The 15,099-nt window shown below is 41.5% G+C and carries 13 protein-coding genes; 8 read left to right on the forward strand and 5 right to left on the reverse strand.

The window, feature by feature from the left end:
• Positions 1–115: 115 nt before the first annotated feature.
• The 3 genes from GXP67_RS11960 to GXP67_RS11970 all read right to left on the reverse strand — a co-directional run bounded on the left by GXP67_RS11960 (position 116) and on the right by GXP67_RS11970 (position 6,047).
• The gene (locus tag GXP67_RS11960) at positions 116–3,670 is read right to left on the reverse strand and encodes a PVC-type heme-binding CxxCH protein (protein ID WP_317170128.1); all 3,555 of its coding nucleotides are present in this window, start codon (positions 3,668–3,670) and stop codon (positions 116–118) included.
• Positions 3,671–3,680: 10 nt separating this feature from the next.
• Positions 3,681–4,916 carry an SGNH/GDSL hydrolase family protein gene (locus GXP67_RS11965; RefSeq protein ID WP_162443333.1) on the reverse strand — a complete coding sequence of 412 codons (1,236 nt, stop codon included), beginning with the start codon at positions 4,914–4,916 and terminating at the stop codon, positions 3,681–3,683.
• A 189-nt stretch (positions 4,917–5,105) separates the two neighbouring features.
• Positions 5,106–6,047 carry a 3-keto-disaccharide hydrolase gene (locus GXP67_RS11970; protein ID WP_162443334.1) on the reverse strand — a complete coding sequence of 314 codons (942 nt, stop codon included), beginning with the start codon at positions 6,045–6,047 and terminating at the stop codon, positions 5,106–5,108.
• Positions 6,048–7,248: 1,201 nt separating this feature from the next.
• Here GXP67_RS11970 and denD point away from each other — a divergent pair.
• On the forward strand, positions 7,249–8,217 hold the full coding sequence (gene denD, locus GXP67_RS11975) for a D-erythronate dehydrogenase (RefSeq protein ID WP_162443335.1): 969 nt from the start codon (positions 7,249–7,251) through the stop codon (positions 8,215–8,217).
• A gap of 10 nt (positions 8,218–8,227) precedes the next feature.
• The gene (locus tag GXP67_RS11980; RefSeq protein ID WP_162443336.1) at positions 8,228–8,980 is read left to right on the forward strand and encodes an SDR family oxidoreductase; all 753 of its coding nucleotides are present in this window, start codon (positions 8,228–8,230) and stop codon (positions 8,978–8,980) included.
• A 143-nt stretch (positions 8,981–9,123) separates the two neighbouring features.
• Here the strand turns inward: GXP67_RS11980 and GXP67_RS38270 are convergent, their stop codons facing one another.
• Positions 9,124–9,345 carry a transposase gene (locus tag GXP67_RS38270; RefSeq protein ID WP_162443337.1) on the reverse strand — a complete coding sequence of 74 codons (222 nt, stop codon included), beginning with the start codon at positions 9,343–9,345 and terminating at the stop codon, positions 9,124–9,126.
• A 42-nt stretch (positions 9,346–9,387) separates the two neighbouring features.
• Positions 9,388–10,809, reverse strand: a complete 1,422-nt coding sequence (locus GXP67_RS11990; RefSeq protein WP_162443338.1) for a PQQ-dependent sugar dehydrogenase — start codon at positions 10,807–10,809, stop codon at positions 9,388–9,390.
• 346 nt (positions 10,810–11,155) lie between these two features.
• On the opposite strand from GXP67_RS11990, the gene GXP67_RS11995 reads away from it, so the two are divergent.
• The 6 genes from GXP67_RS11995 to GXP67_RS12020 all read left to right on the forward strand — a co-directional run bounded on the left by GXP67_RS11995 (position 11,156) and on the right by GXP67_RS12020 (position 14,875).
• Positions 11,156–11,554 carry a YkvA family protein gene (locus GXP67_RS11995; protein ID WP_162443339.1) on the forward strand — a complete coding sequence of 133 codons (399 nt, stop codon included), beginning with the start codon at positions 11,156–11,158 and terminating at the stop codon, positions 11,552–11,554.
• Between the two features lie 566 nt (positions 11,555–12,120).
• Positions 12,121–12,558 (forward strand): YybH family protein, encoded by a 438-nt coding sequence (locus GXP67_RS12000; RefSeq protein ID WP_162443340.1) that lies wholly within the window; start codon positions 12,121–12,123, stop codon positions 12,556–12,558.
• Positions 12,559–12,774: 216 nt separating this feature from the next.
• The gene (locus tag GXP67_RS12005; protein ID WP_162443341.1) at positions 12,775–13,131 is read left to right on the forward strand and encodes a dihydrofolate reductase family protein; all 357 of its coding nucleotides are present in this window, start codon (positions 12,775–12,777) and stop codon (positions 13,129–13,131) included.
• 29 nt (positions 13,132–13,160) lie between these two features.
• Complete coding sequence (locus GXP67_RS38275) at positions 13,161–13,367, forward strand: dihydrofolate reductase family protein (protein ID WP_394351976.1); 207 nt, start codon at positions 13,161–13,163, stop codon at positions 13,365–13,367.
• A 99-nt stretch (positions 13,368–13,466) separates the two neighbouring features.
• On the forward strand, positions 13,467–13,913 hold the full coding sequence (locus tag GXP67_RS12015) for a VOC family protein (protein WP_162443342.1): 447 nt from the start codon (positions 13,467–13,469) through the stop codon (positions 13,911–13,913).
• A gap of 299 nt (positions 13,914–14,212) precedes the next feature.
• Entirely contained in the window at positions 14,213–14,875 is a 663-nt protein-coding gene (locus tag GXP67_RS12020) for a hypothetical protein (RefSeq protein ID WP_162443343.1), read from the forward strand.
• Positions 14,876–15,099 lie beyond the last annotated feature (224 nt).

A 15,099-nucleotide genomic window follows, 5' to 3' on the forward strand; every position in this document is an offset into this window, starting at 1 on the left:
AAAACGCTACCTATCATTACACTACCTAGAGAAGGGTTAAGGTAAATCCCCCTCTGTCTTCACTTGTATTCAAGGGAAAAATCTATTAGAGAATGGCTAGAGCTCGATAAATTTTCTATTGTCCCATAATCAGCCTTGTCTGAGCACCCGAATTACCACTTTCTTGTAGTTGCACACTTATTGGTTCTTTTTGACGTACGGCCCTATCGATAACCAGGGTAATTTGATGGATTCCCTGGGTAAATTCTATCATTATTCTCTGTCCAGTAAATTGAAGAGGTGTTTGTCCTGCCCATCCACTTATACCAGTAGCAGTGTTCATTAGAAGAGTTACATTCCCTTTAGTCAACACTTCAATATCAAATTTAACCACACTGTATTTCTTGTTTGCATTTACCTCAATTATGGGCAATTCTTCAACAGGCAGATCTCCAGCCACTTTGCTGTACACCGGTATAGAGGGAACGGTTGTATTTACCTTTAAAAGATACTCCAGGCCCTCAGCAGAAATCTTTTTTGCAAGATCTTTACTGGCAGGTATTGTTGCCCATCGTCTGACAAACTGGGCTGTAGGAACACGGTAGTTTCCCGATTCCCCTAGCTTTGACAAAAAGCCTATTAAATTATTAAACTCTTCTTTTTCTAAACCTGCTGTTAATCCGGGAGGCATGAGTGAGCCTGGTACTTTCTCTAATGTATTGATCTGATTTTTGGCAATGGTAACACTTTTACCCCCTGCATCCCGCATAATGATCTCCGATGTGCCATTACTTACCAGGTAGCCCATTAGTTCACTGCCATCTTTTTTAACTACTTTTTGAAGTTCATACCCTTCTTTGATAGAATTTGAGGGATAAAGTACAGAATTTATAATGGTTTCAACCGGTGAACTGGTACCTAAACTGCTCAGATCCGGGCCAATCAAACCGCCTGCGCCGCCAATCGCATGGCAACTCACACAATTAGTTTTCCGGAATACGGCTTCCCCTAGCTCGTAATCAGCATTGCCTCTTATTTCTATGGCTTGTCTGTTGATATCCTGTTTACTGAGTTGCTGAGGCATACGTTGGGCAGGAAGAACTCCGCCAGAGGCTTCCAGTGCCTGTGTCATCAATTGTACATCTTCATTTTTATTCCGGCCCCAGGGAATTTGCCGGTCAAAACTTGGCCGGATAGCTTTAGCCGTAGGTGTAGGTATCTTTTTAGCCATCAGTTCCTGGGCGAGTAATTGTACGCCTTGTTTCTGCGCCAGAAACGCCCTAAAAAGCTCAGAAACATCTGTTTGTTCCGGCATATTTCTTAATAACGCGCCAGCCAAACGGGCAGATTCTGATACATTTAAGGGTACTAATTGCGCAGTAGCTAAAATCTTTGTCTCAATCGATTCTTTTCCACTGGCCAGATCAATCAACAACTTTTCGGCTTTGTTTTTATCTAAGTTCACCAGAGCAGCTAAAGCAGCCCGTTTGATATTTTTATCTTTTTTAGCAATAAGACTGCTTACTTGATCACGCATTTCTTCCAGGTGCCAATAACCAATTAATCGCAACGCACCAATAACTAGAGTTTCATCCCCGCTTTTTATAAAACTACCAATTCTATTCAGGTCTTTGTCAGGCTTTGCCTCTCTTTGTTGCGCCGCTTGAGCTAAAGCAGCCAGCTGGGCTGATACATTTTTATTTTGTGCGGCATATCCTGTAACGGCCATATCAAATAAGGTGTTCAGGTCAGCCGGCTTTCCCCATTTTGCAATAGAATTAAGCACATCCTTTTGATATTCTTGTGGCAATTCATTTTTTTGATACAGTTTTACAAGAGCTGTAACAGCATCCGGATCATTCATTGACTTCAGCGCAAAAGCAGTTTGTCTGGCATTGCCTAAAAATTCCGGCTGGGTTTTTAAGCGTTCCATTACCCAGGGTTCCAGTTCCCGCATCGTATACCACAGAGAATAATCCAGAAATTCATCCATAGGGTAATCCAGTGCGGTTAAAGCCATACGTGCCGCTTCTGCCGTTTTTAGATTACGCAAAGCAATTACCGCTTCCAGCCGTACCTGCGGATGATCGTCTTTCACAGCATTGGCAAGCAGAGTAGCTATATTAGCAATTTTGTGATGCCATTGTTGAAGCACTCTTACTCCGGCCGCACGGGCATGCGGATTACGGGCATTGAGCAGGCTCAGCAGCAAGGGTTCATTCACTGCATCCAGTGACTGTTGCACCCAGAGAGCTTCCAGTAAATGATGTTCGTAATCAGGGTCTTTTTTATCCAGTCTACTTGTCCATTTTTGTAAGGCCGGAATCACTTCTTTGGCACCTCGTTCCTTTAGTACTTGCCTGGCTTGCGCACGGGCCCAGTCTTCCGGCAGTTTCAAGGTTTCTAATAGTGCCTGTACTGAGGCTTTACTTAGCTGTGTTTTTTTGACCAATGGACGGTTTTTAGCAGTAATTCGCCAGATACGGCCATGCTGCTGGTCGCGGCGTGGATCATGAAAATCTACTTCTCCATGTTGAATAATGGGATTGTACCAGTCTGCTACATATATGGCTCCATCTGGGCCCATTAAAATATCCACCGGCCGGAAAGCCACATGATCGGTCCACAAGACATCTTCTACCTGCTTGGAAGCGTATCCACTGCTTTGTTCCTGTAGCGTAAACCGGTTTATTCTGTTCGCCCGGAAATCGTTGGTAATTACACTTCCCAGCCATGACTCTGGCATATGCCTCCCTGAAACTACATCAAGACCACTATGTTTGGGTTGGCCCGGATTTAATCCACGGATAAGCCGCTCAGCACCTGGCGAAGTAACAAAGGTTGCCCCCGGAAAAGCATAATTAATGCCTTCATTTCCTGCCCCATCAGTCAGAAAGGATTGCCCCCACCGGTCAAACTGCAAGCCCCATGGATTGATCAAACCTTTGGCATAAATATTTAAATCAAGTGTTTTAGGCTGCAATTGCCAGACACCTCCGCCTTCCAGACGTTTTACACCCATAGGTGTTTCTATATGGCTGTAGATATAAATGGACTGATTAAAATAAAGTTTTCCTTCCGGCCCCCAGCGGAACGTATGAATAAGATGATGGGTATCAGCCGTTCCAAATCCTTTTAATACCACCCGCTTCTTGTCTGCTTTTCCATCTCCATCCGTATCTGAAAGATGTAAAATCTCGGTAGAATTCGCTACATATACCCCTCCATCTCCGGGCAGGATACCAGTAGGTGTGAGCAAGCCCTCTGCAAAAATGGTTGATTTATCTGCCTTTCCATCTCCATCGGTATCCTCCAATACATAGATCTTATCATTGGCCTCTTCACCGGTCTTCAGATGGGGATAGGCTGTACTACTGACCACCCACAATCTGCCCTCTGCATCCCAGTTCATTTGAATCGGTTTTACCACCATAGGCTCAGCAGCAAACAGCGTAACCTCAAACCCTTCTGACACTTGAAACGATGCCAGTTCTGTCTCAGGATCAGGATCGTCCATTCTGTTATCCTGGGTGATCATGGCAGTAGTAAAGATGATCAAGGGAATACTAATAAGAGCAGTAAAAACTTTCACCACAAGCTTAGAAGAGGAAATCCCTTTCGTATCCCGCGCTTTTTTTTCATCTATAGAAGCACTAAACATGGACCAGACAGAAGTTTTGTTTTCTTTCATCTCTTGTAGGCTATTTTACTGGGGTAAGTTGATAGGTGATTTCCTTTGGCGCCCGGTTTATTGCAATTTGTCCTTCAAGCCAGGTGATAATTATACTCAAATCTTCCAGTCCCTTTGTGTGCCTGCCTTGTTCGTGGGACCGGAAACCAAGAATATAGGTTTTGTTTTGCGGCCGGTATTGGTGGAAATACAACTCGTTCTTTTTAATGATCATCTCCCGGAGCTGACTTGCCTGGCTGTAGGAGCCGCCTTGCTTGATCTCTACTCCTTCATTCCATTGTTTGGCAGATGCAGTTACCACCTGGAAGTTTTCAGTTGACAGGGTGTATATTCCCTTTTTAAGGCCATTGATTTTTATGATACGAGTTTTTTCTGCTCCTTCTTCTTGCCTGGGTAAGGGTAATGGCAGCAGGGATTCACTGATAGTAAATGTTAAATTACCATTGTTCTTCCCCCAATTCAAAACCTTAATAGTAGCCGTTGCCTCTTGTTTAGCGATATCTATGCTGGCCGTTTCAGTTCGTGTGGATAAACCTAATTCTTTCTCAACAACAGAAGCCAGATAATAGTAGCCGGTTTCATTTAAATGAAAGCCATTGTCTGATAATTTGATGATTTTATTCTTCTCCAGAACAGGTGTATATATATTTAAATACTGCTTGCCACGCTCCTCAGCTATTTTAGCTATAGCAGCAGTATACAGCTCCAGCATCGAATTACGCTTTCCTATGTCTTCACCAGATTCAACCTCCATCAGGGGAATAGCAGACAAAAGAATGGTTTTTGCACCCAGCTGGTCTATTTTGTCAATCAATTTATTCAATCCTTCCTTAAACCGGGAAAGGCCTTGCTCTCCTTCCAGCGCTTCCATGGCTCCATAGGCAATAAAAACAACCGTAGGCTGGGCTTTCGTTAGTTGTTCGATGAGGAGATCATACGTTGTGGGAGGAGAAATATAACTACGTGCTTCTCCCCAAACGGTATCTCCTGTCCATCCAATATTCCGGAAAGTAAAATTCCGGTTAGGCCATCTGGTCGTGAGAGCTAACTCCAGATAGCCATATGTAAGATCGTTTTCAAACAGGGAATTACCTACAAAGACTACTCTGTCTCCATTGATCGGTTCAAAAACCGTGTTCGATGTTTTGGTACCAAGCTGTGATGCAGGCTGAGCAACTGTAGTATTGAAAAATAAGGTAAGAAACAAAAATATGCTATAACCAAGAACGGTGGCTATCTTCTTCATGCATGGTATTTTTAATATATATTTCGCTTAAATACAGAATGGTAAAAAGCACCTTATCTGGTACGCTTCTAATAAATAAGAAATTTAACAGATTAATTAAATTCATACTGTTTATTGCCCACACATTAAAAGAGATACCAACATTATGCAGTTTAATTTGTCAGCTTGATTCCAGGTATGCTAAGAAAATTATGGTTTGGCCGGTGTAAGTACGATATTTCGGTACTCAATAGGGCCATGATCTCCTTGCAAAAGAAGGGGTCCGGGAGTTCCCTCTTTGCTATCAATAGCTCCCCCGGTAATACCTGGAATCTGCTGATTGCATATAATCATCTTTCCGTTGGCTTCTATAGTTACCATCCTTCCTACTAAAGTAATATCGAAAGACTGCCATTCCCCAGGTTGCTTATTGACCATTTCACTGGGTGTCAAAAATCCATATACTCCGCCAAACAAATGGCTGGACGGTTCAACAGGGATGCTGTCAGCAATTTGCACCTCATAGCGTCCCCGCAGGTAAACCCCACTATTGCTGCCTTTGGGATAGCGGCATTCGATATGAAGCTTAAAGTCAGAAAACACCTGATCGCTCACCAGGTTACTTCCCGACTTAGGGCTGCGTAAAATCCCCTCCACAGCTTGCCATTGATTCTCCCCTTGCGCATGCCAGCCATTGAGATTCTTCCCATTAAAAAGAGTAATAGGTTTATCCCATACAGGGGGTTTTTGCCGCTGTAAGGAGGGAGCGCGGCTAGCTGTCCAGGGAAAACGTTCTCCGTCAGGAGTAGTCATGGTTCCACTCAATTGATTGCCCTGCAAAGTTCCCTCCACCACCAGATCACTTTTTCCTTTTTCCCATTGGGGAGGAATAGAAAAGCGGAATTGTCCATTATTAAATTCAATCTTGGAAATAGGCCTCGCACTACCCGATGAGCCCACAAATCTGCCTGTTAGTGTCTGAACGCCGGAATGCTCCACCTCCAACCAGGCAGGAAGCTCTTTGGCAGGGGTCTTAATAACAATATCCCACCTTCCCAGAATGCCATCTTGCATAGGCTGATGAGAGGCAAAGCTAAAAACTTGAGGTACACAGAGTAATAGAAACAGGTTTATTACCCAGTATAGTAGCATAACGCGTTTTATTGAAAAAGACAATTGATTCATGTATAGTTGCTTTATTATGCGAATGTAAACTATATCTTTTTAATCTCTTGTGAAAATTCTGATGACTTTAATTCAAAATCACTTGTTTAATCTTTTGTTCTATCCATTTTTCTCATAAAATCAAGATAACCATAAACTGTGGCCTTTGGTAATAAAAGTAAGGCGATCTGAGGAAGTAACCAATCCTTGATTTTACTGTGACAGACATTAATTCAAGCTATGTGCTTTAGGGAAGACTTTAGCTTCTGCAAATCTGTTTTAGATGTGTAGGATGCAAAATTTACGAAAACCAAGCCATAACGTTGATTAGCTGTATGGGCATATTGTATGGAGTACAAAATACCGGCGGTTCCAGGTATTAAAAGGAGAAGTATCCATACGCAGAAACGTTTAAATGGCCGCAGTGCAAGAATAGTATTAGAAGAGTTTGGCGGGTTGGGAAGAAGGTATTAGGCAGTTATTTTTGGGGAGGGGCATAGAGCAGTGGAAATATAACTGATGAAATCACATAAGCGTATCTGGAGCATTATAAGGATGCCACTAATAGTGATGCAATTTATATGCTTGAGTAATTTAACAGGCTTATGCCTACATTAAAATATTCAGCCACTGTTTTCAACCTATGCGTTTCTAACCCATAGTATTTGCGTTCTGAATGCTCCTCGTTTTGAATAGAAAGTTTACCGGCCTAATCCATATTAATATAGACATAGCATTTAATCTCGCTATTTGCCTTCTTATCGGTCGGATCAGTAGTCGTAAGCAGCACATACTTTTTGGAGTAATTCCTAGCTCTTCATCTATTCACTTTTTAATGTTTGCTTGGATTTTTCATCCCTAAGAGCAAAGCCACGAAAAATATCCCAAATACCTGTACACTACGATTTTAACTCTTTTCTTTTGCCAAAAAGATATTTATCTTCACTTACTATAACCCCTTGAGCGTAAGTTAATATTGATAACCCGCATTAGAGTATTAAAGATATTATTTATTTAATTTAGGTTTGTAATTTACTGCTTCTTCCTTATGTATGACTGAGGACTTTCAAGCTTTCTTATCACTATAAGCCTACTCAAAGATGTTCGTCTTTGTAAGTGAATGGAAAGTAGTTTAAACTATTTGTATATATTGAAGGAAGAAAAAATAATTGATTCATAACTTACTCATATGCACATACTTATTTTAGGAGGAGGTGGTTTCTTAGGGAAAAGGCTAGCCAAAGAATTGCTAGAAAACGAAGTCTTTACCAGCAGTGAACCTATTGATATTACACTGGTTGATATTGGATTTCCTCCCGACATGCTTCAAGACGCCCGACTTGAATGTATACAAGCAGATTTGAGTGATGAAGCCGCTATGAAAGATATTCTGCAACGGCCACCCGAGGTGATTTTCCACCTGGCAGCGATTGTAAGTGGGGAAGCAGAAAAAAATCTTGATTTGGGCATGAAAATTAATTTTCATGCTTCCTTACAACTTTTAGAATTGTGTAGAAAACTTGCTATTCATCCCCGGATTGTATTTGCCAGTTCTTGTGCCGTATTTGGTGGGGATGTTTCAAAGGTTATAACTGATGAAACCGGCCCTAAGCCACGAAGTTCTTATGGTACGCAAAAAGCAATGGTAGAACTGCTAATGAATGATTATAGCCGAAGAGGAATTGTAGATGCCAGAAGTCTACGGTTGCCTACGATTGCTGTTCGTCCGGGAAAACCAAATGCAGCCACCTCCTCTTTTATAAGCAGTATTATCCGTGAACCTCTTCATGGGAAAAAGGCATCTTATCCGGTACCTGTAGAAACAGCGTTTTGGATTCAATCGCCAAAGCGTATCATGCAAAACTTTATTCACGCTGCCAATCTTGATGCAGCATTGCTGGGCGCCGACAGAGTGATTAATCTGCCTGGATTGACTGTTACTGTTAAGGAAATGATAGATATGCTGGCGCAAATTACGTCTTCTGAGGTAACTAAATTGATATCCTATGAGCCGGATGCTTTTTTGCAAAGCATTGTACTTACCTGGCCTGCACACTTTACTACAAAAAGAGCCACTACACTAGGCTTTGTAAGCGATGCTTCTGTGAAAGAAATCATACAAGCATATATAGAAGAGGAAGGGATTACGTACATATAAAATGAAAATAATGAGCCAAATCACCAAAATTGCCATAATAACCGGTGCGGGTTCTGGTATAGGCAGAGCAGTGGCTATAGCCCTTGGTAAGGACGGGTGGTCGCTGGTTCTGGCAGGCAGGCGGGAAGAGCAACTTATTGAAACAGCTAAGTTCTGCGATGGTAAACGAACGCTAATTGTTCCGGCCGACGTTACCAAACCTGAAAGTGTAAAAAATCTGTTTACCCAAACGATAAAAGCCTATGCTCGCCTGGATCTACTTTTCAATAATGCGGGTATAAATGCACCGGCAAAACCACTCGAAGAACTGACCATGGAGCAATGGCAGCAGGTGGTTGATACAAATCTAACAGGAGCTTTTTTGTGTACCCAGGAAGCATTCAGAATTATGAAAGGGCAAGACCCAATGGGTGGACGCATCATCAATAATGGCTCCATTTCTGCCCATGTACCTCGCCCCCATTCAGCACCGTATACAGCAAGTAAACACGCCATAACCGGGCTAACTAAATCCATTTCCCTGGATGGCCGTGCCTTCAATATTGCTTGTGGGCAAATAGATATCGGAAATGCGAGCAGTGCAATGACTAAGAAAATTGAAGCAGGCATACTCCAGGCGGATGGCTCTCAGAAAATTGAACCTACTATCCATGTAGAGGATGTAGGCCGGGCAGTAGCTTATATGGCCAGTTTGCCACTAGATACCAATATTCCATTTCTAACTATTATGGCCAATCAAATGCCCTATATGGGAAGAGGTTAATATCTTGGTCAGGATGAAAATAGACATAGTATCTCACATTGTTTTCTTTATCAACTGTCTAAAACACCTTGACAAAATCAAATTCTTTTAAGTAGGTATAAAGCCCTTACTCAGGGATAGTATCTATGCAAATCTGTTGAAAGTCACCTGGCTGCGTAGAAATGATACAATTTTTCAATACCAAACAGAAAACTTAATTCTTGGTTTCTTAAGAATTTGAAGTTAGTTGTGGAGGCATACCAGCTATCGCCAGTTACTGTCTTGGGCTGTAATCCCCAGCTTAATAGTTCTTTAAGCATTTCTTGAAAATAGTCATTTTTGGTTTTGGAGGATGCTTTATCATATAGGCGAAAATTAACCGGCAAACTTCCCCTCGAATGTCTATAATGTAAGATAAACTTAAACCACTATTGCTGAGGGCTCACTCGCAAAACTTCGTCCGGGCCGTTCATTAACAGATACATCGCACCATCAGGTCCGAATTTAACATCGCGAACACGTCCATAGCCTTTTAGAATTAGCTCTTGTTCTACCACTCGATCTCCATCAATAATAAGTCTGCGAATCTCCTGAAAGGCGAGTGCTGTGACAATAAGATTATTCTTCCACTTGGAAAATTTTTCAGAAGTCACAAACTCAATAGCGCTTACTGCAATAGATGGAGTCCACTTGGCTATAGGCTGCTCCATGCCTACCTTTGCCGTGTCATTCGAAATAATGCTACCATTATAGTCTATACCAAATGTTATTACAGGCCACCCATAATTTGCCCCATTCTTAATAATGTTCAATTCATCACCGCCCCTGGGACCGTGCTCACTGGCATAAATAACTCCCGTGAGAGGATGTTGTGTAATGCCTTGCACATTTCGATTACCCCAGCTATAAATTGCTTGAATAACATTCTCTTTTCCATAAAGCGGATTATCCTTAGGTATTGATCCATCTGCATGGATGCGGTACACTTTTCCTGATGGCCGCGACAAAATTTGGGAATCAGTTCCACGTCCCATATCACCAATTGAAAAATACAAGTGCCCCTGTTTAGTAAGCAGGAACCGGCAACCCCAGCGAACACCCTTTGAGAGCTTAAGAGAATCAGCTACCTGGAACAATACCTGCTCATCCCTCCACTTATAATCGACTATCTTTCCACGAATTATCTTTGTCATGCCAGGGGTATTCTCATCCTGAGAGTTGATCGAATTCTCACTGTATGCAAGATACACCCAACCATTCTTAGAATAATCCGGATCAAGGGCAACATCCATGTAACCTCCTGTAACCCCTTGAGCATAGGTTACCGGCGTTCCAGTTATGGGTTTCGGATCTAACTTTCCATTTATCATCCAACTCAGTTCCCCGGATCGTTGAGAAATTAAAGCTCTCTTCTCATCCACAAACTCTATTCCCCAGGGGGTGTCCAAACCCGAAGTGATAAGTTTCTCAATCTTGAGTTGATAGTCATTGGTTGGAACTACTAGCGGCAGGGATGCTGTCGACTTCTGCACGGGCTTCTTTTGGGCGGCTAGAATAAAATCAGTTACGGCTTCGATATCTTTAGCAGAAAGTATACCTTGCCATTTGGCCATCTTTGTGCCAGGAATTCCGTTACTTATGCTTTTAATGATTGACTTTCGATCACCACCATGTTTCCAGCTAGTCTTTACAAGTGAGGTTGCTGCACTTCCTTGTAATTTTGAACCATGACATCCGCTACAATAGTTAGTATAAATTTTCTCGCCTGATTGAGCGGAAAGAAAATGTGATGCAGCCATACCGGCAATAATAAGTAAAGTTTTCTTCAGGAAAGGGATTCTTAACATCATACCTTCATTGGTTTGGGTGGCGCGTATAATTACTTAGATTATTAAAAAGTGAACTATTTTCATTTACTTTTTGCTCCATGACTGTAAAATGCCACGGGCTCATTGGACACAATGCTTCTAGGTGAAAGCTGTTGGCTCGAACTGCTCAAAACGAAAACTAGTATATAGAATCTTTTAACGGAAACTCTTTTTATAAATATTCTTTGAACTATGTTAAATACTTTAAACAGATTCTTAAATAAAAAGCATTCTACCCATACCTTAGTAAGGTAACAAACGTAATAATCACAGGTTTCAAGACATTTTTTTTGAGGCCACTTATACTTTTTAGCTCAGTAAAGATTCTATGAAGTGGGCAGAAAAATTAAAGCAGAAAGCAAGAGCAATGAAAGTAGAGAGTTACGCCCTTGCTATTGCTTACAAAGATGCCAGAACCCCTTGGTATGCTAAAACTTTAATTGTAGTTACGTTAGGGTATCTTTTAAGCCCTATTGATTTAATTCCTGATTTTATACCTGTATTAGGATATATAGATGATTTAATTATCGTGCCTGCACTCATAGCTTTGTCTCTTAAATTATTGCCCCAACAAGTGCTGCATGACAGCAGAGAACAAGCCAAACAACATATAAGTACAAAAAAAGGAAAAGCCTGGTGGTTTGCAATCGCCATTATTTTATTTTGGTTATTCATTGCTTTCTTATTTCTAAGACATTTTAATGCTGTGCGGGTATTTCAACCCTAAATGTATATAGCTTTAACTAGTGCTTTTTCCTTACCCGAATGAGTAAATTGACATTCACTAAATCAGGCTTATCTTATTTGTTTAATTCTTATTGTAATTCAGCCTTTAGTTGGACAAAATACGCTTAGGGCACTTGTTAAAGATGCTGTTAGCAAAGAAGCTCTGTTAAGTGCCAATATTGTCAGGTCCCCTATTTTCGGACAGAAGCCAAGAAGAAAAACTTATACGACTCAAGTCCATTCTATGATTATTTAGTTACCGAAAAGGGGAAGTTAATTTAACTATTAACTATCAGTTCATAGTGTGCGAAAAGCTAGTCATCTGTAAATCAACTAGCATACACAAAACCTTCATAAATGTCCTATTGAAAAGTCCTTGGTGCTTCATAGTTGAAAACTAGCATTTGATACCAGTGTGCCTACCCCTTTTTGACGCATTTGCCCCTCTATATGCCGCAATCTCCCCCCTTCATACTGCTTTCCATCCACTACTTTTGCACAGTACGATAGAATCTATCTTGAGTATTCAATTCATATCTATATATATCTTAACCTAACCCTTCCCTTATGAACGAGAAGCAAAATATAGAGCTATTAAAAGAAAAGTTGGCAAGTGCGCTTCGAAATAAAGATGTGTCCTCAGCCATTGCCCCTTTTGCCGATCAATCAGTGATGTTTCTCTTACCTCCGCCTTTACGGTTTAAAACCGGGCAGAATGCTCCCGGAGGCAGTGGCATTGGACAATGGTTTTCCACTTTTGAGGGTCCCATCGGAGTAGAGTATCAAGAGCTGGAAATAACCATCAGCGGCGAGGTAGCTTTTTGTCACAGCCTGGAACATTTGAGCGGAAAACGCACCGATGGCACCACCACAGAGATGTGGTTTAGAGAAACGCTAGGCTTACGTAAACTAAATGGGGAGTGGAAGATTACCCATCAGCATCAATCAGTACCCATGTATATGGATGAAAGCCAAAAGGCCGCCATCGATCTCAAACCAGAGTAGCCTGTAAACAGCCTTCTATCTGTTCATCCAACCCCTTGTAGTTGTTTTTACATCTAGAGGCATTTATCTATAAATATTTCCAATATTATTTCTCTACTCCAAACACCTTCAGTAGTCATTCACCTATAACGTTAAAAGAGCGAGAAAAGCAAATGCTCTTTTTCTGAGCGTTAGCCCAATGGCTATAAGGGAAGCAAAATCAGTAACAACTATTGTATGCGCAAACTCAAATTAGAAGTTCAACTTTCCATAGATGGCTTTGCTGCAGGTGCAGAAGGAAAAACAGACTGGATGCTCTGGCATTGGCAACCGGAATGGAATTGGGACAAACCCCTGCAGGATTTTCACACAGAGCTACAGACATCCTCAGACACGGTGCTGTTGGGAAAAAACATGGCATCAGGTGATTTTTATAGGCATTGGCAACAGATAGCAGGCAGTAAAGAAAATCCTCAACAGGAATTTGCCAATGCCATCATAAACATGAAGAGATTTATGTTTTCAAGGAAGTTGAAAAAATCTCCTTGGAAAGATGTTGAGTTGTTAAAGGAGACCTCAAAGAAGAGATCCTGAAACTAAAAAAGAGAGAAGGCAAGGATATAATCGTATATGGAGGCACCAGGTTTGTTTCCTCTCTGATCAAGGAAGACTTAATTGATGAATATAACCTGCTTGTAAACCCAACCATTCTTGGCAAAGGCAAACCTATTTTTAAAAGTATTACCTCCCTTAGAAATCTTGATTTAGTTAGCGCTACCTCTTATGGTGGTGGCATGGTTGTATTGAAATATAAGAGGAAGATCAATTAACTCATCCCTGAATAAAAATGGTGAATAGCTTATTGCCAAACAAAAAGTTAATTATCCGATCAAGAGCTTGTATCTCATCATTGATAAACAAATAAAACAATGGCAACAAACAAATTACTAAGAATGGACAATGTGGGCATTGTGGTAGAATCCCTGGATGGGGCCATCTCTTTCTTTGAGCAGATCGGCCTTACGCTGGAAGGGCGATACACTATTGAAGGGGAATGGGCAGGCCGGGTAACCGGGCTAGGTTCTCAGCACGTAGAAGTGGCGATGATGGTTACTCCCGATGGCCACAGCCGGCTTGAACTTTCCAGGTTTCTCTCTCCACCTATTATAGAAGATCACCGGAAGGCTCCTGTAAATGCACTGGGATATCTTCGTGTCATGTTTGCTGTGGAAGACATTGACGAAATGGTAGAAAGGCTCTCAAAGCATGGGGCGCAACTGGTCGGTGAAGTTGTTCAATATGAAGACTCCTATCGCCTCTGCTACATTAGGGGAATAGAAGGACTTTTAATTGGTTTGGCTCAACCACTTGAGTAACAAGTAATTGAAAGTTAAATTAACTACCCTTTTGTCTGTAGGATTAGTTTGTCCTAATTATTAAGAGGAAATAACCTTGCTTTACTTCACCAATGGACAGAAAACCATCGAAACTAACCCTGTTTCGACCGTATTACGAACTTTTCCTCAAGCTGCCCCACTTCTACTCAATGAAGTGGTAGCATTCAATAAGAGGCTGATACAATCTATAAGCCGGATTCTACCCATTGCCTTGCTTTGCAAAGCGGCAAGCTATAAATTACCTAGGATGTCTTTTTCTTTTATCATCTGCTGCTGTTATGACCTATCCCTCAGAAAAAGCCTCTCAAGAACAAATTCTGCAGTTTTTAACCACTGAACATTTTACGCTGCAGACGGCTAAGGCAGCCACCATTGCCGAAGCCAATGGACGAGCGGGTTTGTTTCTGAGCACGGTCTCCAGCGCAGTGGTTGCCTTAGCTTTTATTGGTCAGGTCTCCGGTATGGGGCAAGCCTTCTTTGTATTTGGCCTGGTACTATTCCCTTCCTTGCTATTCCTGGGGATCATCACTTTCGAGCGTGCCATCCAGACGGCGATTGAAAATATGATCCATTCCAGGGGTATCAACCGCATACGCCACTACTATGTAGAACTAGCTCCTCAAATCAAACATTACTTTATCCATTCCACACATGATGATGTAGCAGGGGCTGTGCGCAATATGGGTATCCTTCCTTCTACTTCCTGGTGGCAACATTTAGTTACCAATGCCGGGATGATAGGATTGATTAACAGCATTTTGATAGGCGTCTTTACAGGTATGGTTCTTGGCTTCTCAACTTTTTTACCCCTCTATGGTTGCACCGGTTTAGGGGTTCTGTTATTCTTTCTAGCAGTAGTAATCCAACATCGATACCAAATGAAAAAATATATAGCTTTTGAGAAAGAGTTACAGACCCTCTTTCCAAGTGATAAGCAGTAGCTGACCGATTGCTTTGACCTATGCCAAATAATAGAATTATTTTGTAGTGTCAAGAAAGCCCCTTTTTGGTAACTTGATAACAGCGTAGGAGGTAAGTTTCAAACCTGTAATTTTGTCTCCCTTTTGCCTCTTATGGAGGTGATCCCATAAGAACTATACTCTTTAACTTTACTTGGAGCATATCACCCCAATCCTTTTTCATATTTTCCTATTTCATATTTTCC

It is taken from the genome of Rhodocytophaga rosea, from assembly GCF_010119975.1.
Lineage (GTDB): Bacteria > Bacteroidota > Bacteroidia > Cytophagales > 172606-1 > Rhodocytophaga > Rhodocytophaga rosea.